General features: G+C 51.8%; 15 protein-coding genes and 1 pseudogene. 14 read left to right on the forward strand and 2 right to left on the reverse strand.

Annotated elements, in window-relative coordinates:
* Positions 1–148 precede the first annotated feature (148 nt).
* Positions 149–2,323: a glycogen debranching protein GlgX gene (gene glgX, locus IE117_RS15740; RefSeq protein ID WP_189565452.1), complete on the forward strand. Its 2,175-nt coding sequence runs from the start codon at positions 149–151 to the stop codon at positions 2,321–2,323.
* A 278-nt stretch (positions 2,324–2,601) separates the two neighbouring features.
* Here glgX and IE117_RS15745 read toward each other — a convergent pair whose 3' ends face one another.
* Both IE117_RS15745 and IE117_RS15750 read right to left on the reverse strand, forming a co-directional pair.
* Complete coding sequence (locus IE117_RS15745) at positions 2,602–2,904, reverse strand: hypothetical protein (protein ID WP_189565992.1); 303 nt, start codon at positions 2,902–2,904, stop codon at positions 2,602–2,604.
* Positions 2,905–2,947: 43 nt separating this feature from the next.
* Positions 2,948–3,139 (reverse strand): annotated as a pseudogene (locus IE117_RS15750) (alcohol dehydrogenase catalytic domain-containing protein); the annotation flags it as partial.
* 514 nt (positions 3,140–3,653) lie between these two features.
* Here IE117_RS15750 and IE117_RS15755 point away from each other — a divergent pair.
* From IE117_RS15755 to IE117_RS15815, 13 genes are all read left to right on the forward strand, one after another.
* Positions 3,654–4,988: a sigma-54-dependent transcriptional regulator gene (locus tag IE117_RS15755; RefSeq protein ID WP_189565453.1), complete on the forward strand. Its 1,335-nt coding sequence runs from the start codon at positions 3,654–3,656 to the stop codon at positions 4,986–4,988.
* Positions 4,989–5,154: 166 nt separating this feature from the next.
* Positions 5,155–5,232: a potassium-transporting ATPase subunit F gene (locus tag IE117_RS26590; protein ID WP_189565946.1), complete on the forward strand. Its 78-nt coding sequence runs from the start codon at positions 5,155–5,157 to the stop codon at positions 5,230–5,232.
* Positions 5,233–5,238: 6 nt separating this feature from the next.
* Positions 5,239–6,945, forward strand: coding sequence for a potassium-transporting ATPase subunit KdpA (kdpA, locus tag IE117_RS15765; protein WP_189565454.1), 1,707 nt, complete (start codon positions 5,239–5,241; stop codon positions 6,943–6,945).
* 11 nt (positions 6,946–6,956) lie between these two features.
* Positions 6,957–9,038, forward strand: a complete 2,082-nt coding sequence (gene kdpB, locus IE117_RS15770; protein ID WP_189565455.1) for a potassium-transporting ATPase subunit KdpB — start codon at positions 6,957–6,959, stop codon at positions 9,036–9,038.
* A gap of 38 nt (positions 9,039–9,076) precedes the next feature.
* A complete protein-coding gene (locus IE117_RS15775; protein ID WP_189565456.1) occupies positions 9,077–9,661 on the forward strand; it encodes a K(+)-transporting ATPase subunit C in 585 nt (194 codons plus the stop codon).
* Positions 9,658–10,749: a porin gene (locus IE117_RS15780; RefSeq protein ID WP_189565457.1), complete on the forward strand. Its 1,092-nt coding sequence runs from the start codon at positions 9,658–9,660 to the stop codon at positions 10,747–10,749. The genes IE117_RS15775 and IE117_RS15780 overlap by 4 nt, the downstream gene beginning before the upstream one ends.
* Positions 10,746–11,876 (forward strand): sensor protein KdpD, encoded by a 1,131-nt coding sequence (locus IE117_RS15785; protein ID WP_189565458.1) that lies wholly within the window; start codon positions 10,746–10,748, stop codon positions 11,874–11,876. Before IE117_RS15780 ends, IE117_RS15785 begins: the two co-directional genes overlap by 4 nt.
* Entirely contained in the window at positions 11,876–13,612 is a 1,737-nt protein-coding gene (locus tag IE117_RS15790) for a HAMP domain-containing sensor histidine kinase (protein WP_189565459.1), read from the forward strand. Before IE117_RS15785 ends, IE117_RS15790 begins: the two co-directional genes overlap by 1 nt.
* Positions 13,613–14,179: 567 nt before the next feature.
* A complete protein-coding gene (locus tag IE117_RS15795; RefSeq protein ID WP_229581007.1) occupies positions 14,180–14,779 on the forward strand; it encodes an RNA polymerase sigma factor in 600 nt (199 codons plus the stop codon).
* Positions 14,780–14,858: 79 nt separating this feature from the next.
* Positions 14,859–15,953 carry a FecR family protein gene (locus IE117_RS15800; protein ID WP_189565461.1) on the forward strand — a complete coding sequence of 365 codons (1,095 nt, stop codon included), beginning with the start codon at positions 14,859–14,861 and terminating at the stop codon, positions 15,951–15,953.
* Positions 15,954–16,100: 147 nt separating this feature from the next.
* On the forward strand, positions 16,101–19,580 hold the full coding sequence (locus tag IE117_RS15805) for a SusC/RagA family TonB-linked outer membrane protein (protein WP_189565462.1): 3,480 nt from the start codon (positions 16,101–16,103) through the stop codon (positions 19,578–19,580).
* Between the two features lie 72 nt (positions 19,581–19,652).
* Positions 19,653–21,218 (forward strand): RagB/SusD family nutrient uptake outer membrane protein, encoded by a 1,566-nt coding sequence (locus tag IE117_RS15810; protein WP_189565463.1) that lies wholly within the window; start codon positions 19,653–19,655, stop codon positions 21,216–21,218.
* A gap of 139 nt (positions 21,219–21,357) precedes the next feature.
* The gene (locus tag IE117_RS15815) at positions 21,358–24,051 is read left to right on the forward strand and encodes a PQQ-dependent sugar dehydrogenase (protein ID WP_189565464.1); all 2,694 of its coding nucleotides are present in this window, start codon (positions 21,358–21,360) and stop codon (positions 24,049–24,051) included.
* The last annotated feature ends 34 nt before the right edge of the window (positions 24,052–24,085 follow it).

A 24,085-nucleotide genomic window follows, 5' to 3' on the forward strand; every position in this document is an offset into this window, starting at 1 on the left:
TCTTGCAATTTTTACGGTAACACCCATGGCCGGGCGGAAGTGAAAAGCCCATGATTTTTCAAGGCTCATGCCAGGATATTGGCTGGTATGAGTTTTTAAAATCAAGAACCCGAATAAAGATATCCCACCATAACATAATCATCAAATCATGGATCTATTTATAGATAACCAAATTGAGTACCCGGAGACGCAGAGGACCCTTGAAGTAAGACCCGGAAAACCTTATCCGCTTGGGGCGAGCTGGGATGGCAATGGGGTTAATTTTGCCCTATTCTCTGAAAACGCCCATAGCATCGAACTTTGTCTTTTTGAAAACCAGCAAGCACAGATTGAAAATGTAAAAATAGAAATTCAGGAGGTCACCCATCATGTCTGGCATGTGTATGTGGTGGGCCTGGGCCCCGGCCAGCTATATGGCTACCGCGTTCATGGACCTTATGAGCCCCAAAACGGGCATAGATTCAACCCAAATAAACTGCTCATTGATCCTTATGCAAAAGCGCTGTCAGGCACCATTGAATGGGATGACTCGCTTTTTGCTTACGAGATCGGGAGTGAGGAGCAGGATATGAGCTTCAGTACCTCCGATAGCGCGCCCTATGTACCAAAATCGGTTGTCATCAATCAGCAATTTGATTGGGAGGGGGATGAACTACCCAAGATACCCTATCATGAAACCATTATTTATGAAGCACACGTAAATGGCCTGACCAGGCTGCATCCCGACATTCCTGAGGAAATACGGGGGGCTTATGCGGGTGTGGCTCATCCTGTCACTATTGAGTATTTGAAGGAGCTTGGCATTACTGCCATTGAGTTTCTTCCCGTTCACCATTTTGTCGCCGACCGGCACCTGCTTGAAAAAGGGTTGACAAATTACTGGGGGTACAATACCCTTAATTTCTTTGCACCCGATGTCCGGTACAGCAGCAGCGGGACGTTGGGAGAACAGGTGACCGAATTCAAGAACATGGTTAAGGCCCTGCACGAGGCTGGTATCGAGGTGATCCTCGATGTAGTTTATAACCATACCGCCGAAGGCAACCATCTGGGTCCCACCCTTTCTTTCAAGGGCATCGACAATTCATCCTATTATAGGCTCAGCCCGGAAGACTGCCGTTTCTACATGGATTACACAGGAACAGGCAACACGCTGAACGCGAGGCTTCCTTTTGTGCTCGGATTGATCATGGATAGCCTCAGGTATTGGGTCACAGAGATGCATGTTGACGGGTTCCGCTTTGATCTGGCCTCGTCTCTGGCCAGGACTCTGCATGAGACCGACACGCTGGGCTCTTTCTTCAACATTATCCATCAGGATCCGGTTATTTCCCAGGTAAAACTCATTGCCGAACCGTGGGACATCCACGAGGATGGCTACATGGTGGGCAAATTCCCTCCCGGCTGGGCCGAATGGAATGACCGCTTTCGGGATTGTGTACGCGATTACTGGCGGGGCGCAGAAAGCAAATTGGCGGAATTTGCCCAGCGGTTCACAGGTAGCGCGGATTTATACCAGGGTGGATACCGGAGTCCCACGGCTAGCATCAATTTAATTACCGCCCATGACGGTTTTACCCTTCATGATCTGGTGAGTTACAATGAAAAGCATAATGAAGCCAACGGCGAGGATAACCGCGACGGTGCCAACGACAATAATTCATGGAATTGCGGGGTCGAAGGACCAACTGATGATCAGGATATCATTAACCTGAGAAACAAGCAAAAACGGAACATGCTGACGACTTTGTTCCTGTCACAAGGGGTACCCATGCTTGTAGCCGGTGATGAGCTCGGTAAAACCCAACAAGGCAATAACAATGCATATTGCCACGACGATGAGATTTCATGGATTGATTGGGAGGGAGCCGACCGTTCGCTTCTTGAATTTACAAAGCGTCTGATTTGGTTCTGCAGGGAGCATCCTACCTTCAGACGCAGGCGCTGGTTTCAAGGTCTGCCGGTAAGGGGATCCGAAATAGAAGACATCAGGTGGTACCTACCCGAAGGCGATTTGATTACAGAAGAACACTGGGCGAACGACCTGGCCAAATCGCTTGGTATTTATCTGAACGGCAAGGGTATTCGTTGTGAGAATGAGATGGGTGAGAGAATTACCGACGACAGTTTTTATTTGATTTTCAACGCGCATGACCAGCCGCTGGACTACATTCTCCCCGCTGAAAAGTGCGGGCGGGGCTGGCACAAGGTTCTCGACACAAGCGATGGGTTCATCGGGGAAGACTCACAGGCATTTTCACAGGGAAGTTCGGTATGTGTGCAGGGTCGGGCGGTACTGGTACTGATGTGCCACCTTGAGTAACTGCCTATCACCTCATAGACCTTGACTTTTATTGATGCTTGTTGGGGTGAAACAAAAGCACTTCCTGACTGATGAATATTTTTCATTTGGATTTAGGATATCATGCAAATTTCTAAACCCAAGAAAGCACCGGGTACCCGGTGCTTTCTTAGGTTTGGTATCAAAACTTTGGTGGAATACTTAAGCCGAATGCTCATTTTAATCTGCCAACAATTAAAAAAACGGGGCTAATTACCTGATTCAATCATCAGAAATCAGCCCCTTCTCGTGTGGATTAGTCAGAAAATATTATAACAATTGTTCCTTTCTATTTCATCGACGCGGTCGGCCAGAAGTGGCAGTAACCAATGACCATAGCTGTTTTCGCTATACTGGAAGGCATACCGCCGGATTTTGCCACTTAGTCCCTTGGGCGCAAGAGGCGTTCCAAAAACGGCCGTTACGTTGGGTCGTTCATCGGAATGAAGTATTTCCGTCGTGATGGGCTGCTGCGTGGGGCGCTCCCAGTGGTAGCATTTCTGCTCTTCGTCAGTCCGGCGAATATTCGGATAGGTTGGTCCATTTTGGGGGGCTGCATCCACGCCCCATCCTTTAATCGTAACTCCGAACCAAACTCTTTTACTACCCTACGAACTCATGCCCAAACGTATAGCCTATACGTGTATCCGGTACCAGGCCATTGTACAGGTGCAGGTCAGACCCGCAGATGCAGGAACGCGTTACCCGCACAATGGCATCCTCCGGATGCTCGATCTCAGGCATAGGCTTTTGGTCGATACGAACCCGTAGCGGGCCCCGGTAATTCATTGCCAGCAAACTTCTTGCTTTTTGGTGAATGTATTATTTCACTACCTCCTTCGCAGGTTTATTCATAAACCAAACCAAAGGTCTACCTTGCTGTTTGTAGAAAGTATAAGGTGGGGTTGGTAAAATAGTTTTCCATTGGAAAGGAGAAGTATAATGCAGGTAGTAAGGGTAGCCCCGTCCCGTAATAGCCAGAGTGTAGGTGCGAATGGGGGGAGGCAGCTTCATCAGCTTATCCTCTTTATGGAATCTGGATCAGGTAGCCCTCATGACTGTTTCTTTAACCGATAAAATCTGCAGTTTCAAAGGCACATCACTGCGGATACAGGGTAGGGGATTGCCGTATTCGCTTGGAAGACTTTGCTCTCGCAGGCACCTGTACTTTCTGATTCTCAGAACGAAACCCTGCGTTTAAAGAACTGTTTAAGTCAATTTTCAAAGGTAAATTATCCGGCATAAGGGATGGTCTCCAAATCTAATCAAATACTTGAAGGACCCAGAAACAAGGGACAGAAATCAATCGCACGTGCATAAAATTCTAATCATTGACGACGAAGACAAGCTTCGTTCACTGCTGGCCCGTATTATTCGGGCCGAGGGCTTCGAGGTACAGGAAGCTGCTGACGCAAAATCGGGTCTTCAATTTTTGGAAAGGCAAACTTTCGCGGTCATTCTGTGCGACGTCAAACTACCCGATGCCAATGGCGTGGAGTTGGTCAAGAAGCTGAAAGAAACCGCTCCGGCTACGGAGGTGATTTTGCTGACGGCCTACGGCAACATCCCCGACGGGGTACGGGCCATCCAGCACGGAGCGTTCGACTACATCACCAAAGGCAACGACAACGACCGGATTCTGCCCTTGATTCACCGCGCCATCGAGAAAAACCAATTGCGGCAGCGGGTCGAAAATCTCGAAAAGCGGGTGGGGGAGAAGTACTCGTTCGACACGATTCTGGGCCAGTCGACCGCGTTGCGACGGGTCGTAGAGTTGGCGCAAAAAGTGGCCGTCACCGACGCCACGGTATTGCTGACGGGCGAAACCGGGACGGGCAAGGAGGTGTTCGCCCAGGCCATCCACCAGGCGAGCGGCCGGGCCAGCCACAGTTTCGTGGCTTTGAACAGCAGTGCTTTCAGCCGCGAGCTGCTGGAAAGTGAACTTTTCGGTCACGTCAAGGGAGCGTTCACGGGGGCTTTGAACGATAAAAAAGGCTTTATCGAGGAAGCCGATGGCGGGACCCTGTTTCTGGATGAGATTGGCGAAATGCCGCTGGATTTGCAGGCCAAGCTATTGCGGGTACTGGAAACCAGCGAATTCATCCGGGTTGGTGAACAGAAACCCCGCCGATCCGACTTCCGGCTGATCGCGGCTACGAACCGCGATCTGAAAACCGAAAGCGAACAGCAGCGATTCCGTCAGGATCTTTATTTCCGGCTCAATGTGTTCGCGCTGCACCTGCCGCCCCTCCGCGAACGTGTCGCCGACATCGAACCCATGGTCAGACATTTTATCGCGGAACTCTGCGCCAAGCTCAAAAAAGTACCCCTGACCTACGAGGCTGATTTTCTGGCTGCTCTGCAAGCCTACCCCTGGCCCGGCAACATTCGTGAGCTTCGCAACTGTCTGGAACGGTCCGTAATCCTGGCTGGAACCGAACCGCTATCGGCCGCTTTGCTGCCTTTTGAGTTTAGTGTACCTTCCGCTACCAGTCTGGGTTTGTCTGCTTTTTCTTTGAACAGCGCCGAGAAATTGCAGATTCAGAAAGTCCTCAATCACACCAAAGGAAACAAAGCCGAAGCGGCTCGCCTTCTAGAAATCGGCATCGCTACCCTGTACCGGAAAATCGAGGAGTATTCGCTTTGAAAGTACCCTATCATTTTGAGAAGAGCCTATCATTTTGATAGGCTTTTTTTATGCCTGAATAATTCTTCTTTGGCTTAATTCAATGAATATTAGTCGAGTATATAAAAGCCTGCTTCCGGTGCATGCTTTTGGCATATCCCCTTTCAGAAATCAACGAAAGTACCATATGCTCATCCTATTCATCATTTCCATTGCCGTATTTTTCTATATGGCGTACGTGCTGATCAAACCCGAAAAATTCTAAACTACTATGGACACGCAAATTTTCGGTATTGCCGTGATGTACCTTTTGGTGGTCCTGTTGGCCATTCCGCTGGGCCGGTACATCGGTAAGGTATTCGACTACGAAAGTACCTGGCTCGACAAATTTTTCGATCCGCTGGACCGGCTGATCTTCCAGCTCAGCGGCATCGACCCGCGCCCGGCCATGAGCTGGCAGCAAAGTCTGGTGGCGTTGCTGGTCATCAATGGTTGGTGGCTGGTCATTTCAATGCTTGTACTCACCACTATGGGATGGATGCCGCTCAATCCCGACGGCAATCCGTCCATGCCATTCGACCTGGCTTTCAACACCACGATCAGTTTCGTGACCAACACCAACCTGCAACACTATTCGGGCGAGTCGGCCCTGTCGTACCTCGGCCAGATGATCCTGATGCTGTGGCAGTTTATCAGCGCGGGTACGGGTATGGCCATCGCGGCTGTTGTGTTCAAAGCAATGAAGGAGGGCCTGAACCCTTCGCTGGGTAACTTTTATAGTCTGCTTGTGCGTAGTTGCACCCGCATTTTACTGCCCCTGGCGATTGTGACCGCCACGATTCTGGCGTTTGAAGGGGTACCCATGACTTTTGAAGGAAAAGGTACCATGACCACCGTGCAGGGTGAAACTGTGGCCGTGAGCCGGGGCCCGGCGGCGGCCTTCGTCGCTATTAAGCAACTAGGTACCAACGGCGGCGGATTTTTTGGGGTGAATAGTAGCCACCCGCTTGAAAATCCTACCTACCTTACCAACATCGTGGAAGATGTGGGTTTGTTTCTCATCCCCATCGCCATGGTTTTCGCCCTGGGCTTCATGCTAAAACGCCGCAAACTGGCGCTGACGATTTTTGGCGTGATGACCCTTGGTTTTCTGATGCTGGTCGTTCCGGCCGTGCTAAGTGAGTTGGGCGGAAATCCCGCCCTTTCTAAACTGGGCGTGACGCAAAGCGTGGGCAGTATGGAAGGCAAGGAAGTGAGGCTGGGTCCGGCGGCTTCGGCCTATTGGGCTATCAACACCACCGTGACCAGCAATGGCTCGGTCAATGCCATGCACGACAGCATGACCCCACTGACCGTGCTGACTACCCTGCTGGGCATGATGATCAACTGTTTCTACGGGGGGGTAGGGGTTGGGTTTCTCAATTTCTACATTTTCATCATCCTGGCCGTCTTCATCAGCGGTTTGATGGTGGGCCGAACGCCCGAATTACTGGGCCGCAAAATCGAGGCCAACGAAATGAAAATCGCGATGGGCATCGCTCTGCTGCACCCCTTTCTGATTTTGGCGGGTACTGCCCTTTCCAGCTACCTGTACGCAGAAAATCCCGCTGAGCTGGCGGGCTGGCTGAATAATCCCGGGTACCACGGTTTCAGCGAATTGCTGTACGAATTCACGTCTGCCTCGGCCAATAACGGCAGCGGTTTGGAGGGCCTGGGCGACAACACACCCTTCTGGAACTACGCCACAGGGCTGGTGATGCTGCTGGCGAGGTACCTTCCGATTATCGGGCCCGTGGCCATCGCCGGGCAACTGGCCGCCAAGAAGTACATTCCCGAAAGCGAGGGTACCCTGCGCGTGGATACGGGTACTTTCGGCATCCTGATTTTCGCCGTCATCCTCATCATCGCGTCCCTGTCCTTTTTCCCCGCCCTCACCCTGGGGCCGCTGGCCGAATATTTCTCCCTTTACCGATCTTAAATTTCAATCTCATGGCAACTGAAAATACGTCGCTCTTCCAGCGCGACCTCGTGCTGGAAGCAGGCAAACAGGCTTTTATAAAATTAAATCCCGCCCGGATGTACCGCAATCCGGTAATGTTTACGGTGGAAATAGGTACTTTCATCATGCTGGGAGTGTGCCTATGGATTCTGGCCGGGGAGCAGTCGCAGGGTACCTTTGGCTACAATGTGCTGGTGTTCGCAGTGCTGTTGCTCACGCTGTTATTCGCCAATTTTGCCGAGGGTATTGCCGAAGCGCGTGGCAAGGCCCAGGCCGATAGTCTGCGCAAAACCCGCGAAGAAACCCCCGCCCGGCGGGTGGCGGCGGGCGACACCTTGCTGTCCAATAATCCTACCCAAATCTCTTCCTCCCAACTCCGCAAAGGCGACCGCTTTCTCTGCGAAGCGGGCGACCTTATCGCCACCGATGGCGAAATCGTGGAAGGGTTGGCGACCATTGACGAAAGCGCCATCACGGGCGAGAGTGCGCCGGTAATCCGGGAAGCCGATGGCGACAAAAGCAGCGTCACGGGTGGTACCAAGGTACTTTCCGACCGCATTCTGGTGGAGGTAACCACCCAGCCCGGCGAGAGTTTTCTGGACAAAATGATCGCCCTTGTGGAAGGCGCATCGCGGCAAAAAACGCCAAACGAAATTGCCCTGACAATCTTATTGGCGGGCTTTACGCTGGTGTTCATCCTGGTAACAGTGACGCTGAAACCCTTCGCGGATTTTGCCAATACCCCCATCACCATTGCGGCCTTTATCTCGCTTTTTGTGTGCCTGATTCCCACCACGATCGGCGGTTTGCTGTCGGCCATCGGCATCGCGGGCATGGACCGCGCCCTGCGGGCCAACGTCATCACCAAGTCGGGGCGGGCGGTGGAAACGGCGGGCGACATTGACGTGCTGCTGCTGGATAAAACGGGTACCATCACCGTCGGCAATCGCAAAGCCACGAATTTTTATCCCGCGCCCGGCGTCTTAGACGGTCGTTTTCGGGAGGTACTGTTGCTTAGTTCATGGTCGGATAATACCCCGGAAGGTAAGTCGATCGTCGAACTGGCGCGGGAGCAGTCGGCGGCCGACTCGTCGGGACAGGAAGCACCGCGGGAAGCGCCTGTTGGAATGACTTTTATCAAATTCACCGCCCAAACCCGCAGCAGCGGTGTGGACATGCCGGACGGTAACAACGGCACGACCCGCATCCGCAAGGGTGCTTCGGATGCCATGCGCGACATGGTGGAAAAAAGCGGGCACGTGTTCCCCGGCGAGATGATGGACCGCGTCAACGAGATTTCGGGCAACGGAGGTACCCCCCTGGTAGTAGCCGTAAACGAAGAAGTGGTGGGTGTCATCGAATTGCAGGATATTATCAAACCAGGCATCCGGGAACGTTTTGACCGCCTGCGCAAGATGGGTGTAAAAACAGTGATGGTTACGGGCGACAATCCGCTTACAGCCAAATACATCGCCGGGAAAGCCGGGGTAGACGACTACATCGCCGAAGCCAAACCAGAGGATAAATTGGAGTACATCCGTCGTGAGCAGCAGAGCGGCAAGCTGGTGGCCATGATGGGCGACGGTACCAACGACGCCCCCGCCCTGGCCCAGGCCGACGTGGGCGTGGCCATGAACAGCGGTACTCAGGCCGCCAAGGAAGCCGGCAATATGGTGGATCTCGACAACGACCCCACCAAACTTATCGAAATCGTGGAGATCGGCAAGCAGTTGCTCATGACGCGGGGTACCCTCACGACGTTCAGCATCGCCAACGACGTGGCTAAGTATTTTGCCATCGTACCGGCGCTCTTCATCGTGGCCATTCCCTCGTTGCAGGGGCTGAACATCATGCGGCTGCACAGCCCGGAATCGGCCATCCTGTCGGCGGTAATTTTCAATGCGATCATTATCCCGATCCTGATTCCGCTCGCTCTGAAAGGCGTATCCTACAAACCCATCGGGGCCAGCGCGCTACTGCGGCAAAATCTGTTGAAATACGGTTTGGGTGGAATTGCGCTCCCGTTTCTGGGCATCAAGATCATTGATCTGTTGGTGTCGATGGTTTTATAAGGGCTCTATTTTTTCAAAAAAAATTTAAAATAAACATCATGAAAACAACCCTGATTCCCGCTCTGCGCCTTACGTTGGTGTGCGTAGTACTGTTTATGGGCGTGTATCCTGCCCTCATCTGGGGCATTGCCCAGCTTGCACCCAACCGGGGCAGAGGCGAAATCGTCGCAAACAACGGCGCGACTTACTTCACCCAGATCGGTCAAAACATCACCACCGACCGGTACTTCAACGGCCGTCCCTCGGCGGTGGGCTACAACGCCGCCGGTTCGGGCGGCAGCAACAAGGGGCCATCCAACCCCGAGTACCTGGCTACGGTAGCGGCCCGCGTCGATACCTTCCGGGTGCACAATCCCGGTACCTCACAGGTACCCGCTGAACTGGTAACGGCCAGCGGCAGCGGCCTCGATCCTCATCTGTCGGTGGAGGCCGTGCTGGTGCAGGTACCGCGCATTGCCAAGGTGCGCGGCGTTTCTGAGGCATCGCTGCGCGATCTGACCGCTCAGCACACCGAAAAGCCGCTGCTGGGCTTGTTTGGTCCGGAAAAGGTCAACGTGTTGGAATTGAATCTGGCTTTGGATAATTTGGGTAAAAAGGGTTTTGGTAATCCTATTCACTTATGAAAAACAATTGGCCATACTGCCTCTATCTGATCGGATGCCTGACTGCCACGGATCCCTCCTTGGCCCAGTCCGACAGCACGGCGGTGCAGTTCAGCGGCTATCTGGAAACTTACTACCAGTACGACTCGCGCAAGCCGGGCAACCATCAGCGCCCCGATTTTGTGTATTCCCACAACCGCCACAACGAGTTCACGCTCAACCTGGGGTACCTTCGGGCCGATTATAAGCAGGAAAACGTCCGGGCGCACTTGGCATGGATGGTGGGTACCTACGCCAATGCCAATCTGGCCGCCGAGCCGGGGGTACTCAAGAACATCTACGAAGCCAATGCGGGCGTCCGGCTTTCGCGCCAGAAAAATCTCTGGCTCGATGCGGGCATTTTATCTTCCCACATTGGCTTCGAGAGTGCGGTCGGTGCCAACTGCTGGAACCTGACGCGTAGCATCATGGCCGATAACTCGCCCTATTTTGAAAGCGGGGCCAAGCTGACCTACACCTCGGATAACGGCCAATGGCTGGTCAGTGGCCTGATCCTCAATGGCTGGCAACGAATTCAGCGCGTGATGGACAACAATACGCCCGCCTTCGGCCACCAGCTTACCTACACGCCGAATGCCCGCGTGACGCTCAACAGCAGCTCGTTCATAGGCAGCGACACGCCCGACAGTACCCGACGGATGCGGTACTTTCATAACTTCTACGGACAGTTCGCGCTGACCGAAAAATGGGGTGCCCTCGTGGGTTTCGACATCGGGGCGCAGCAAGCCGAACCCAAGGGCAACCGCTATTCGGTGTGGTACGCGCCCATTGTCCAGCTGCGTTACGCACTCACCGACAAAGCCCGGCTCGCCGCGCGGGCGGAGTACTACGACGATCGCGACGGGGTCATCATCGCCTCCGGGGTACCCGGTGGCTTCCGGGTTTCGGGATTTTCGGTTAATTTCGACTACGCGTTGTCACCTCTCGCCCTGTGGCGGATCGAAGCCAAACGTCTGGACGGTCGTGTTTCGATTTTTGAAAATAATGACGGCACCTACACGAAGAATAACCTGACCCTCACGACTTCTCTGGCTATCCGCATGCCATGACCGAAAAAGAGCAAAATGTCCAGCATTTCCTCAATCTGGTCAAAAAGGCCCGACGGGGAAAACTGAAAATCTACCTCGGCATGAGCGCGGGGGTGGGCAAAACCTACCGGATGCTGCAGGAAGCCCACGCCCTGGCCCGTAGTGGGATCGACGCGAAAATCGGCTACGTAGAAACGCACGGCCGAGCCGAAACCCACGCGCTGCTGAGCGGACTGGCGCTGGTACCCCGCCGGAAGCTTTTTTATAAGGGCAAGGAGCTGGAGGAAATGGACGTGCAGGCGATTATCAACCTGCGGCCTGAGGTAGTCATCGCCGACGAACTGGCGCACACCAACATCGAGGGTAGCAAGAACGAAAAGCGCTGGCAGGACGTCGTCGAAATCCTGGAAGCCGGCATCAGTGTCATCAGCGCGGTCAACATCCAGCATATCGAAAGCCTCAACGAGGAAGTGAAGCGCATCACGGGCGTGGAAGTCCGGGAGCGCATTCCCGACCGGATTCTGCACATGGCCGACGAAATCGTGAACATCGACCTTACCGCTGACGACCTGATCACCCGCCTGAAAGAAGGCAAAATATACGCGCCCGACAAAGTCCAGACCGCGCTGGCTAATTTTTTCAAGGCCGACAGCATCCTGCAACTGCGCGAGTTGGCGCTCAAAGAGGTGGCGGGCCACGTGGAGCGCAAGGTGGAGGCCGACGTGCCGAGAGGCGCGCCGGGGACGGGCCGCCACGAACGGTTTCTGGCCTGCATCGGCAGCAACGACAAAACGGCCCGCAACGTGATCCGCAAGACGGCCCGCCTGGCGAGTTATTACACCAGCCAGTGGCTGGTGCTGTACGTCCGCACGCCGCGCGAAAGCAACGACCGCATCGCGCTTGACAAGCAGCGGCATCTGATCAATAATTTCAAACTCGCCGCTAGTTTGGGGGCAGAGGTCGTGATTGTGGAAAGTCGCGATATCTCCGCCACCATCATTCAGGAAGCCGAGCGTCGGGGCATTACGACCATCTGCCTGGGCAAGCCCCACCTGAATTTGTTCCGGGTGATCCGGGCGACCCATCTTTTCAATACCTTGCTGAAAAAGTTAAACGCTACGGAAGTCGACGTGGTGATTCTATCCTGATGAAAGTAAAAACCAAGCTCTCGCTGGCCGTAGGGCTGCTGTTTCTGATGATTGTGGCGGTTACGTTTGTGAGCGGTAAGTACATCAGCGACCTGCGCGCCGACACCGAAAATATCCTCCGGGCCAACTACAAGACCCTGGAATATACCCGCAACATGATGACTGCCCTGGACGAACCGACTCTGGAACGCTTCTCGTCGCGGCCCTTTGAGGAAAACCTGGCCCGGCAGGCCGCCAACGTCACCGAACCCGGTGAGGGCGCAGCGACCCGCCGCCTATCGTCGCATTTTCAGGCTTTGCAGGGTACCCCGGCCAGCGATTCGCTGCGCCGACTGGTGCGCCGGGATTTGTCAGAGATCATGGGCCTTAACATGCGGGCCATTGTAGCCAAAAGCGAGCAAGCCACTGCCACCGCCGAGACGGCCACTTCATCCATCGCTTTCACCGGAACCATCTGCCTGCTGATTGCCCTGATTCTGTTGGTCAATCTGCCCGGTAACATTGCCGATCCCATTCGTGAACTCACGGGGAGCATTCAGCAAATCGCGGCCAAAAACTACGGCAAGCGTGTCCATTTTGAGAGTCACGGGGAATTTGGCGATCTGGCGCGGTCGTTTAACACCATGGCCGAAAAATTGCAGGAATTTGACAGCAGTAGTTTGGCCAATCTGCTCTTCGAAAAAAAAAGAAACGAGGCGCTCATCGAGCAGATGGAGGAGCCCGTGATCGGGCTGGACGAAAATCAGGTGTTACTTTTTGCCAATGGCAACGCGTTACAGGTGCTGGGTATGAAAAAGGCGGAACTCGTAGGGCATTCGGCGCGGGAGCTTTCGGCCAACAACGACCTGCTGCGGTCACTGACGGACGACCTGGCTACTGGCACAAAAACGGAGCCTGCCGATCGGCCCGCGCCGCTCAAGATCTATAAAGACAACCGCGAGAGCTACTTTGAAAAGGAGGTCGTGGAGATTCAGGTGGTTCCGACGGGGGAATTGAAAAAACAGCCTAAGGGGCACGTCATTGTGCTCAAGAACGTGACGCCATTTAAAGAACTGGATTTTGCCAAAACCAATTTTCTGGCGACTATTTCCCACGAGCTGAAGACCCCGATTTCCTCTATCAAAATGAGCTTGCAACTCCTCAAAAATCCGCAGACGGGCGTCCTCAACGAGGAGCAACGCCAGTTGCTCGAAAGCGTGCGCGAGGACAGCGACCGTCTGCTCAAAATCACGGGTGAGCTGCTGGACATGACCCAAATTGAAACGGGCAAGATTGAGTTGCTCATCGACGCCACCGACCCGCTGCGGATCCTGAACTACGCCCTGGAAACGGTCAGGGTACCCGCTGGGCAAAAACGCATCAGCCTCATCACGACCCTCGGCGACGCGTTGCCCCGGATTCAGGCCGATTACGACAAAACCGCCTGGGTGCTGACTAATCTGCTGGTCAACGCCATCCGACACGCGCCCGAGCAAAGTCGGGTGGAGGTAAGGCTGGATGCAAAAGAAAACGGTTTGTTTTTTTATGTGAAAGATCAGGGCAAGGGCATCGAGGAAAGGTATCTGACCCGCATTTTCGACCGTTACTTTCAGGTGCCCGGCAATCTGAAGGAAGGTACCGGGCTGGGGCTGGCAATTTGCAAAGAGTTCATCGAAGCACAGCGCGGTACGATTGGCGTCGACAGTGCCGTGGGGGAGGGGAGTATCTTTTATTTTTGGCTACCGGCCGCCTTGTGATTCGCTCTGGTTTCAACATCCCTGTCACGGAGGCTTCTCCTGCAAAATTCTACACGCGGGTATTACAGGAAGAACGGAGTTTTCCGATAGTCTATACATGTAATTAAACAAGTGGCTTGGTGCAATTTGTAGCTGTAAACAACTGGTCGAAAAATTGCCACTGGTTTATGAGCTATTGGTGGCGAGGGGCTGCGTTTCATTTTATTTGTCGTTTTTGGGAAACGTGAATTCCGGGACGCGCTCGCCGGCGTTTCCTGAAAGATATTTTCAAATGATCATGCTGGGCGGATGAGGGTGATCCTCCACAAAAGATTTATAGGGATAACTAACACATCCTGATGTCAAACGTATATTTATTGAAGCCTTGGCGCTTTCCGCTGACTGGGGAGGGTAAGAGGTTGGTTGGCAAACAATAACTACTGAGAAAGGTCTATGAAGTCGTAAGTTAACTGGCGCAAGTTCGCACAATGATTGGATATTCAGTTACATATATTCAGCAAATGCCGTTTAACCAATTTTATATTAATTTGCATAATTGAAATAAAACTTTGCACGTCATTGATCAATTTGAGTAAGACTGACGAACAACTTTGGCAAGATCTCATTTCAGGCGACGAGTCAGCGTTTTCGACATTATTTGAGCGACATCACTCTCTTCTCGTGGGCTATGGTATCTCTTTGATTTCTCATCGCGAGACGGTCCAGGATTGTGTGCAAGATGTTTTTGTGGACGTGTGGTTGTATCGCCAATCGCTTAATCCATCCGTTTCAGCCAAAGCTTATCTCATTTCCAGCGTCCGTAAGCGAATCGCCAGAAGACACGAGCGCGACAAAATTTTCCGTAAGACGACCCAGCTGGATGACTCATTGGAAAAAATTATTGAGTTTTCGCTCGATTTTACGGTGGAGGACCGGCTGATTGCCAATGAAGAAACGCTACACAAGGTCCGGCAACTTAACCAAATGCTCAATGCATTAAACGCTCGGCAGCGTGAAGCCCTGTACCTCCGGTATCATCAGGGGCTTTCAGTGGATGAGATCGCCGACATCCTGGACATTAATAAACAGTCCGTATCCAACCTCCTGCATCGTGCCCTGCGGCAGCTTCGCCGCGATTGGACGGGCAGCACTCCTCTCTTTCTGCTGGTGTCTTACCTGACAATTTAATTTTTTCAAAAAAAAACTGGACTAAGTGAGTATCGCTTAATCTAGCTGTCCTCTCTGCCTCTGAAACCCCCTTTTTCAGATGCAACAGCGAGACCGATATCAATCAATTGAAGATTTCCTGGCCGATGACTCATTCAAGGCTTGGGTACTTACTGGCCAGGATCCTGACCAGTGGGAAGCATGGACTGTGGAGCATCCACAACGTTCTGCCATTGTGGAAAATGCCCGCAACTTGTGGCTGGCCATGCAAGTACCAGACCCAAAGGTAACGCCAGAAGAATCAGTGGCAGCATTGCAAAGTACCTGGCAGAAAATCGTACAAGCTGAAGATAATGTTATCGCTCCTACGTGGCGATGGTGGCGCAGTGCAGCGGCTGTTCTTCTGCTTGGTTGCGGTATTTCTTTGGCTTGGTACATTTATCGTGACATCGTCGTAACGCCCGGAACGTCATACACGGAATTGATTGAAAACACCTCTGACCCGGTTCTCGAGCGTACCAACGACACTGACCATCCGCTGCTCATAACCCTCGCCGACGGGAGTTCCGTACTATTACAGCCCGATAGTAAACTAAGTTTTCCCGCAAAATTTGAGGGCCGTGAGCGAAAAGTATATCTATCGGGCGAAGCCTTTTTTGAAGTCAGCAAAAATCCAAACCAGCCATTTCTGGTTTATGCCAATGAACTGTTGACCAGGGTGGTAGGTACCAGTTTTCGCGTGAAAGCCTTCGCCGACCAAGATGATATTGAGGTAGTTGTCAGAACGGGGAAAGTGAATGTTTCGTCCAGTAGCGTGGCCGCAGATTCCTCCGAAGAGGAGCTCCTGCTTCTGCCCAACCAGGGTGTCAGGTTCAGTCGCGAGCGGCTGGCATTTGAAAAGATAGATGACCTGACCCAGGAAAAGCAAATCTCGCAGAAACTGAGCAATATCGAACGGCTCAGCTTCGAATTTTCGGACGTGCCCGTTGCTCAGATTTTTAAGACCATTGAGCAGGCCTACTTAGTGGAAATCGACTTCCCCGAAGAAAAACTGAAGAACTGCTACCTGACCACCTCACTCAGCGACGAACCATTGCCCCAAAAACTCAAAATTATATGCTCAAGCCTGGGACCAGACGCCAGCTATGCAATCGAAGGCAACAAAATCTCGGTCAGTGCCAAAGGATGTGATTAAATAATAAAATAGCGTCGGGATGCTGTAACATCGCCGACGCTAGATTGACTTCCCGTTGGGTTCTGTAAAACCCATTCTCTAGGGAGAAAAAGGAAGAAATGATTTTGCCAATACCCTTGTACAGTACCAACTAAACCAACCAAAAGTATGAAGAATTCTTCGACAAGTCAACGATTACTCTACCATGTCTTGAAGGTCTCAATCCTACAATTCGCCTTTGCAACCCTATTTGCGGGTATGGCACTGGCGACCACCGTCAACGGCCAGGATATACTGGACCGTAAAGTGTCGCTCGATGTTCGGGACGCTGCCTTAAGTACCGCACTGCGAGAGCTGGAAAGGTCGGGTCAGGTGAAATTCTCTTATAATTCCCGCAACCTGCCCCTGGACGAAACCGTGACCGTACGTGCAGATAACGAAATATTGTCCAGCGTGTTGACGCGCGTGCTCAAACCCATGAATATCAAATTCATGCAGGTAAGCAACCGGATCGTTTTGCGAAGGGAGATTGCTCTGGAAAAGCCGGACCAATCAACGGCTTCTTTTTCCCATATCCTTATTCAAGCTCCCATTGATCAGACTGTAACGGGAATAGTAACAGACGAAACCGGCGGGGGACTTCCCGGAGTGAGCGTTCTCGTGAAAGGAACACAACGGGGAACAAATACTGACCAGGATGGAAAGTACTCTGTGGAAGTACCTGATGGAAGCGCCGTTTTGGTTTTCTCCTACGTAGGATACAATCCGCAGGAAGTACTCGTTGGCAACCGGTCATCAGTCAATGTATCTCTCAAACCCGATTTGAAATCGCTGGAAGAGGTCGTTGTAGTGGGATACGGTCTTCAAAAACGCCGGGATATTGTTGGTTCCATTGCCAAAGTTTCCGGCGAAGAGCTCAACAAACTCCCAACGACATCAGTAGCCGAAGCCCTGCAAGGCATGGCCAGCGGTTTATTAATTCAGAATAACAGCGGCCACCCCGGCCGTGGGCCCGACATCAACATCCGCGGGCAGGGCTCCATCAACCTCGGCTCTTCGCCGCTTTGGATTGTCGATGGGGTGCCCATTCAGACCGGTTCTCTGGATATGACAAATAATGGAGTAAAACCAGTCTCTCCGCTAGCTATGATAAATCCTAATGACATCGAGTCAATCGAGGTTTTGAAGGATGCGGCAGCCACCGCTATTTATGGCAACCGGGGTTCGAACGGAGTCATTATCGTGACTACCAAATCAGCCAAAAGTAACAAGACAGGCATCACCTTGAACTACGACAAGGGTATTTCGCGGTTGCCGTTCACGCAGGAGGATGTATTCGTCAATTCGAAAACCTGGTGGGAATTGACCGACGAGGCCTTTGCCAATGCCGGTAATACCAGCGTCTTTGAACCGGAACGTATTCTCAGCTCCCAATTTCTGGACGATCGTCCGACCATGAGCCGGGAAGAAGCCATAGCCACTAATACGGACCATTTGGCTGCCCTAACCCAAAATGCGGGTTATAATCAGGTAGGGGTCACGGCCAATAAGGGTTTCGACACAGGTGGAATCATGTTTACAATGAACTACCGGGACGAAAAAGGCATGATTCGAAACAACGATCTGCAGCGGCTAACAACCCGGTTTAATTTTAATTTCTCCCCCGTTAAATCATTGAATGTCGGTATCAGCACCAACTTTGTGTATCTAAAAAACAAAGGCGTACAGACTGGAAACGGCAAAGGTCTAGGGGGCTGGGCCAACTGGTTCGCCGCAATGCCCTGGTACAAAATCTACGATGAAACATCGCAAACCGGGTACTGGGGGGCTAATTCTGGTTTCAACGCCCTGGCTTTTTCCGACGAGAAGCTGATTCGCAATGATGTGGATCAGTACCGGACTATTAGCAACGCATTCATCCAATGGGACTTACCCATTGAGGGGCTGCGTTTGCGTGGCGAGGCAGGCGTGGATTTGTTGATCAACAATAGCAGCTACTGGCGTTCGGTATTTTTGGATGCCAATGCGCCGTTTATCAACGAAGCCGCCGAGCGTTCGATTACGAAACATGTTTTTAACTATAACTCCTACCTCAACTATGACCGGACGTTCGGTCAGCACAACGTGACCGCCACGGCGGGCGGCGAAGCGATCAGGCAGTCGTCTTATACACGGCAGGTCGAGGGAACGCAGATCTTCAGCAAGTACCCGGAGCTTCGCAATCCGCTGCAGATCACCGATGGTGATGGCTACCGGGGTGGCGGGCAATATCTGCTTGGCTTTTTTGGGCGGGTTAATTACAAGCTCAAAGACCGATACCTTCTTAACCTCAGCGTTCGCCGGGATGGACATTCCGTGCTGAGTAAGGCAAACCGCTGGGCTACCTTTGCCGCTGTGGGGGCGGGATGGATTATTTCAGATGAATCATTTGCCAAAGTACCCTGGCTTACGCACTTGAAACTTAGAGGTAGCGTAGGTACAACGGGTAACACCGGGCTTTCTTCGGAAATGACCCAAATCAACTGGGGCTTGTCCAATAGCCGATACGGTGGGGGCTACCTGCCAGGAGGTACTACGCTGGGCCCCATTGGCAACGCCGACCTGAAATGGGAAACTACCTTAAACACCGACGTTGGATTTGACTATGGATTATTCAACAACAGGCTCTCTGGTTCGGTAGCGTATTACGTCAAGAAAGTATCAGATTTGATTTTGCGCGGCAATGTTCCTGTTTCGGTTGGTTTTACCAACAATCAGGTTTGGGAGAACGTGGGAGATTTGAAGAACTGGGGCTGGGAATTCAGTGTCAACAGCGTTAATATTAATAAAAACGCTTTCCGCTGGAATACCGACTTCAATTTCAGCTTTAACGACAACCGTATTATCAAGCTCAACCAATTTGAAGCAGGGAAAGGGGCTGAATCCAGCCAGACAATCCGTAAGGAGGGTGAAAAAATAAACTCCTGGTACCTGGCTCATTCAGTTGGAGTTGATCCGCAGCGCGGCATCATTATGATTGAGCAGCGGGATACGGAGAAGTGGAACAACGAGTTTATCACCGTCCCAAACGGTAATTTGATTCCAGGTAACACAGCCAACACGACCGCAAACAAAATGATTCTGCATGGCCGTTCTACCCTGCCGACCTTCTTCGGAGGTATCACCAACCGATTCACCTATAAGGGTATAGACCTGAGTATGTTGATCGTTTATGCCGGTGGGAACTACCTCTACAATGATTTTTACGGCGCAGCTACCCGGTTGGATGGCATCTACAATATTGCTCAGGACATCGTAGGGAACTACTGGCAAAAGCCGGGAGACGTGGCTAAGTTTCCGATGATTGTCTACGGTCAAACCTACAAGTACGACAACGATGGTAATCCATCGGCATCAGGCACCCGCTTCGAAACCAATCAGAACGACCGGTACCTGGAAAAAGCGAACTATGCCCGACTGAGAAACGTGCAAATAGGTTATACGCTGCCCAATTCACTGATGACTAAGGCTAAGTTGCAAAACGTGCGATTCTACCTGAGTGGGACCAACCTGCTGACCTTTACAAAATTTAATGGCCTGGACCCGGAAACGAACAACGACCTCCCCGTGCCAAGGATGCTCAATCTTGGTGTTTCCGTAAACCTTTAACCTACTGAAAAGATGAAAATCAAGAACATACTTCTGTTACTTCCAATGACAGTCCTTACCACATCTTGTGATATGGACGAATTTTTCGAAAACGATCGCCCCCAGGAAACCCAGTGGGTCAATACCGTTACGCTTGACCAGGGACTGGTGTCCGCTTACCATAGCTTGATGTACCGCGAAGGCTACCGCGGCTTTCCTCAGATGCTGGATTTCGCCTCATCCGGCGTATCCCAACTTTTACCCGAAACCTCGACGGGTGCGCCCTGGAACGAAATGTACAACCGTCAGTTCGATCAGAATTTTAACCTGTCGAACAACCTCTGGAAGACATCTTACGCAGCCATTACGATGGCTAACACAGCCATCCAACTGGACACTGAGAATGATGGGAACCCGTTCAACTTACGTGTAGCGGATAGCGATTATAAGGACAATTATGTCCGACAGATCGGTGAATACCATTTCCTTCGCGCTTACGCTTACTATCATCTGGTGCGGAATTTTGCCCCGCCCTATAATCACAATGGCCCAAATACCGGCCAATTCATTCCTTTCAAAACCAAAGTACCCATGTCCAAGGGCGAAATTTTTGAAGAAAGCCTGGGTACGACAGAGGAAATTTACCAGCAGATCGTCGCAGATCTGGAAATTGCCAAGCAAAAACTGCCGGGCAATTTCAATTCGGCGACCATGTTGCCTAACTATGTAGCTGGACGCGCCACGAAATATACCGCCGCCGGGTACCTTGCCAAGGTACTTTTCGTGATGGGAAAGTACGATCAAGCTTTGAAAGAAACCAATTTCATCATCGACGCCGCTGAAAACCAGAAGCGCTTTTCGCTTGAAGCACCCATCGACGCTTTTAACAAGAACGTGGTATCTGATGTTGCCAAGGAGGCCATTTTTGAATTCAATACCGGTGACCCGACTGTCAGCGGAACCAGTGAATATGTATATTGGGCCTGGGTATTTTCCTTTCAGGATCGGAACGCCGACGACTTTGGCAGGGGAAAGGGTATGGCGAAGAGCGCCACCAACCAGTTCACTTTGAGCTACTGGGCGTTGGATAAGGCGGGGTGGATGACTGACCCGGCCAAGGGTGACTATACGCCGACCGAGGCGGCCAAAAAAGATCTTCGCTACCAACAGCTCTATTTTTATCAACTTCCTTACAAGGCGGGCGGTGATCCTCTTATTTACGAGACGGTAAGTACGCACACCAAAGTGGACAAGCCCCAAATTTATATAGACAAATACTATCGCGGAGGCCCCGGTGACGGGCGGTATACCAAGTTCCCGTTGCTGCGGCTGGCGGATATTTATTTAGTGCAGTCATGGATGCGTTGGAAAACCGGCGATGCCACAGGAGCCGCGGCGGATCTCAATAAGGTTTGGAACCGAGCGAATCCTACCAATCCGAATCGCTACACGGCTGCCAATGTGAACCATGAAGCCATTCTCGCCGAATACATCCGTGAGATGACCGGCGAAGGCTGGACTCTTGACTTCATGGTAGGCACGCAGATGCCTATCCCGGCGGGAGACCGTGCGGGTGTCGCCCCTATCGCGCCCCCATACAGCCAGTGGAAGTGGGAAGTTCCGGTAGAGGAAAAAAACCTCAATCCCGATTATCAATAAACACAACTAAATTTAGAAGGTGTCCGCTCCGGAAAGGTAATGATCCTTTCCGGAGTACTCTTTCCTTTGTGCCATTCTCCGTAGTTATTCAATTGGTTTATTGCCTCACTGTGAAGGCAATAAACCCAATATCGATGCCATGCGAGCCAATCTAGTATTCCTTTATTTCATAAGTACCTGCATGCTGTCGAGCCTACACTACCCGTCAGCGCATGGCCAGGGAAATAGTGATGTAAGCTCGCATGCAGCGCGTCCTGAAGACAATCGGTTTACGGTGGAAGTACTCGACAAAAAGCTCAATGAGCCTATGGAATTAACGGTCCTTCCTGATTCTCGGGTCATTTTCGTCGAGCGGCGAGGCAATATTCGCCTGTACGACCCCAAGCAGAACAAAACCCGTCTTCTGGCGCACCTACCCATTTATCTGGGCAGTGAAGACGGCTTGCTGGGCGTTACCAAAGACCCGCATTTTGAGAGAACCAATTGGCTTTATTTTTTCTATTCACCCGCAGGCGAGAAGGCTGTTCAGCGGATTGCCCGATTCACGATGAAGGATGACTCCCTGTTGCTTTCATCAGAGAAAGTACTCTTGGAATTTCCCCTTCTGCGCGCCTGCTGTCATTCGGGTGGTTCCCTTGCGTTTGGCCCGGATGGCAATCTATTCATCTCCGCGGGAGATAATACCTATCCATCTGCCTCGAGCGGGTTTGCTCCATTGGACGAGCGTGCGGATCGGATTGCGTTCGATTCCCAGAAATCAGCCGCCAATACGGATGATTTACGCGGAAAAATACTTCGGATAACTCCTCAGTCAGATGGTACTTACACAATTCCAGACGACAATTTATTTCCAAAAGATGGTACTTCAGGGCGGCCTGAAATCTATACGATGGGAAACCGGAACCCCTTCCGTATTTCCATTGACCCGAAAACCAGCTACCTCTACTGGGGGGAAGTAGGCCCCGATGCGGGTACAGACAGCCTTCACCGGGGACCGAAAGGCTACGATGAAATCAACCAGGCCCGCCAGGCGGGTAATTTTGGGTGGCCGTATTTCATTGGTGATAACAAACCCTACCGTCCCTATAACTTTGCCACGCAGCAATCAGGCGAACTATTTGATGCCCTAGCTCCGGTCAATACTTCCGTCAATAACACGGGCGCAAAAACCCTCCCCCCCGCCCAGAAGGCCTTCATTTGGTATCCCTACCTAGCCTCTCCTGAATTCCCTGAGGCAGGTGAAGGAGGTCGAACGGCCATGGCAGGACCTGTTTTCTATACGGATCAATTTGCGTCAGCACCTTATTCTTTTCCGCCCTATTACGACGGCAAGCTCCTGATTTACGACTGGATGCGGAACTGGATCAAGGCCGTGACCATGGATAATCAGGGCAACTACCAAAAAATGGAGCCCTTCCTGCCCACCCGAACCTTTTCCAAGCCGGTGGATATGGAGTTCGGACCAGACGGCTCTTTGTATGTTCTGGAGTATGGAACTTTCTGGAAGTCAGAGAATGAGGATTCCCAGCTAATAAGAATTCAATACCACAAAAACAACCGGAGACCCATTGCCCGCATTTCTGCCGATAAAATGGTGGGAGCGGCGCCTTTGACCGTCAAACTATCTTCCAAAGGATCATTTGATTACGATAAAGAAGATTCGCTGGCTTTCGTCTGGAAATTAAAGGACGGGACGGTTATTTCTCGGAATTCTACTGCCACGTATACTTTTAAAAAGCCAGGTACTCAGGAAATTACCCTCGCAGCTATAGATCCGTCTGGAGAAACAGCTCAAACTACCCTTGAAGTCAAGGTAGGGAATGCCCCGCCGGTAGTCAGAATCAATACCACCGCCAATCGCTCCTTTTATTGGGGAAAACAAGATATACCCTACCAGGTTCGGGTTGAAGATCAAGAGGATGATCAACGTACCCCGGCCAATCTGAACAGGACTCAGATCCGCTTTGACTACCTACCTCAGGGGAAAGATCTGGCCCTACTGACTTCAACATCCCAGAGTGATAACGGGAAGGGAGGCGTTCAGGGAAAACAATTGATTACCCAAAGTGGCTGCACGGGTTGCCATGCCTACGACAAAAGAACGGTCGGGCCGGGTTTCATCGAAATCTCGCAGCGGTACCTTGGTAAAAACAAGCGCCAGGAACTAGTCGACAAAGTACAGAACGGAGGGAGCGGCAACTGGGGTGAGGTAGCGATGGCGGCGCATCCTCAACTAAAGAAAGAAGTAATCAGCGAAATGATAGATTATATCCTGACGCTGTCCGATGAAAAGAAAGTCGCTTCACTACCGATGACGGGCGTAGTAAGTACGGGGACCCATGGGAGTGAAGGAGGTACTTATTACCTCACCGCAACCTATACCGACCAGGGTGCCAACGGTATCGAACCCCTTACCGGCCGGGATACACTCCTGCTGCGTTCCCCCATTCAGATGGCGTATGACGCGGATACCAGCCACGGCGTAATGATCCGGAAAGCGGATGGACGAGCCCGGTTCACACAAAATGACGCCTTTATTGCCTTTAGGCGTATCGACCTCAGCCAGATCCATTCGTTGTCAATTCGGGCCTCTGCCTCTGACAATATTGAAGGCACACTTGAAATTAGGGTCAATGGGGAGAAGGGGCCGGTGATAAGCCAGAAGTCACTCTCTCCGGGTTCGAAATGGGTAAATTTCGATATGCCCATCAAGCCCATGAGTGGGTTTCAGAATTTGTACTTTATCTATAAAACTACCAGTAAGACCATAGGCATCTGGCAAACCTTCGATCTGTCTGCCATTACGTTTCGTCGAAAATCCGATGAAGAATGACAGGCACTACTGACTTTACCATGTACCATTTAAA

The sequence above is a fragment of the Persicitalea jodogahamensis genome, assembly GCF_014651615.1.
Classification (GTDB): domain Bacteria; phylum Bacteroidota; class Bacteroidia; order Cytophagales; family Spirosomataceae; genus Persicitalea; species Persicitalea jodogahamensis.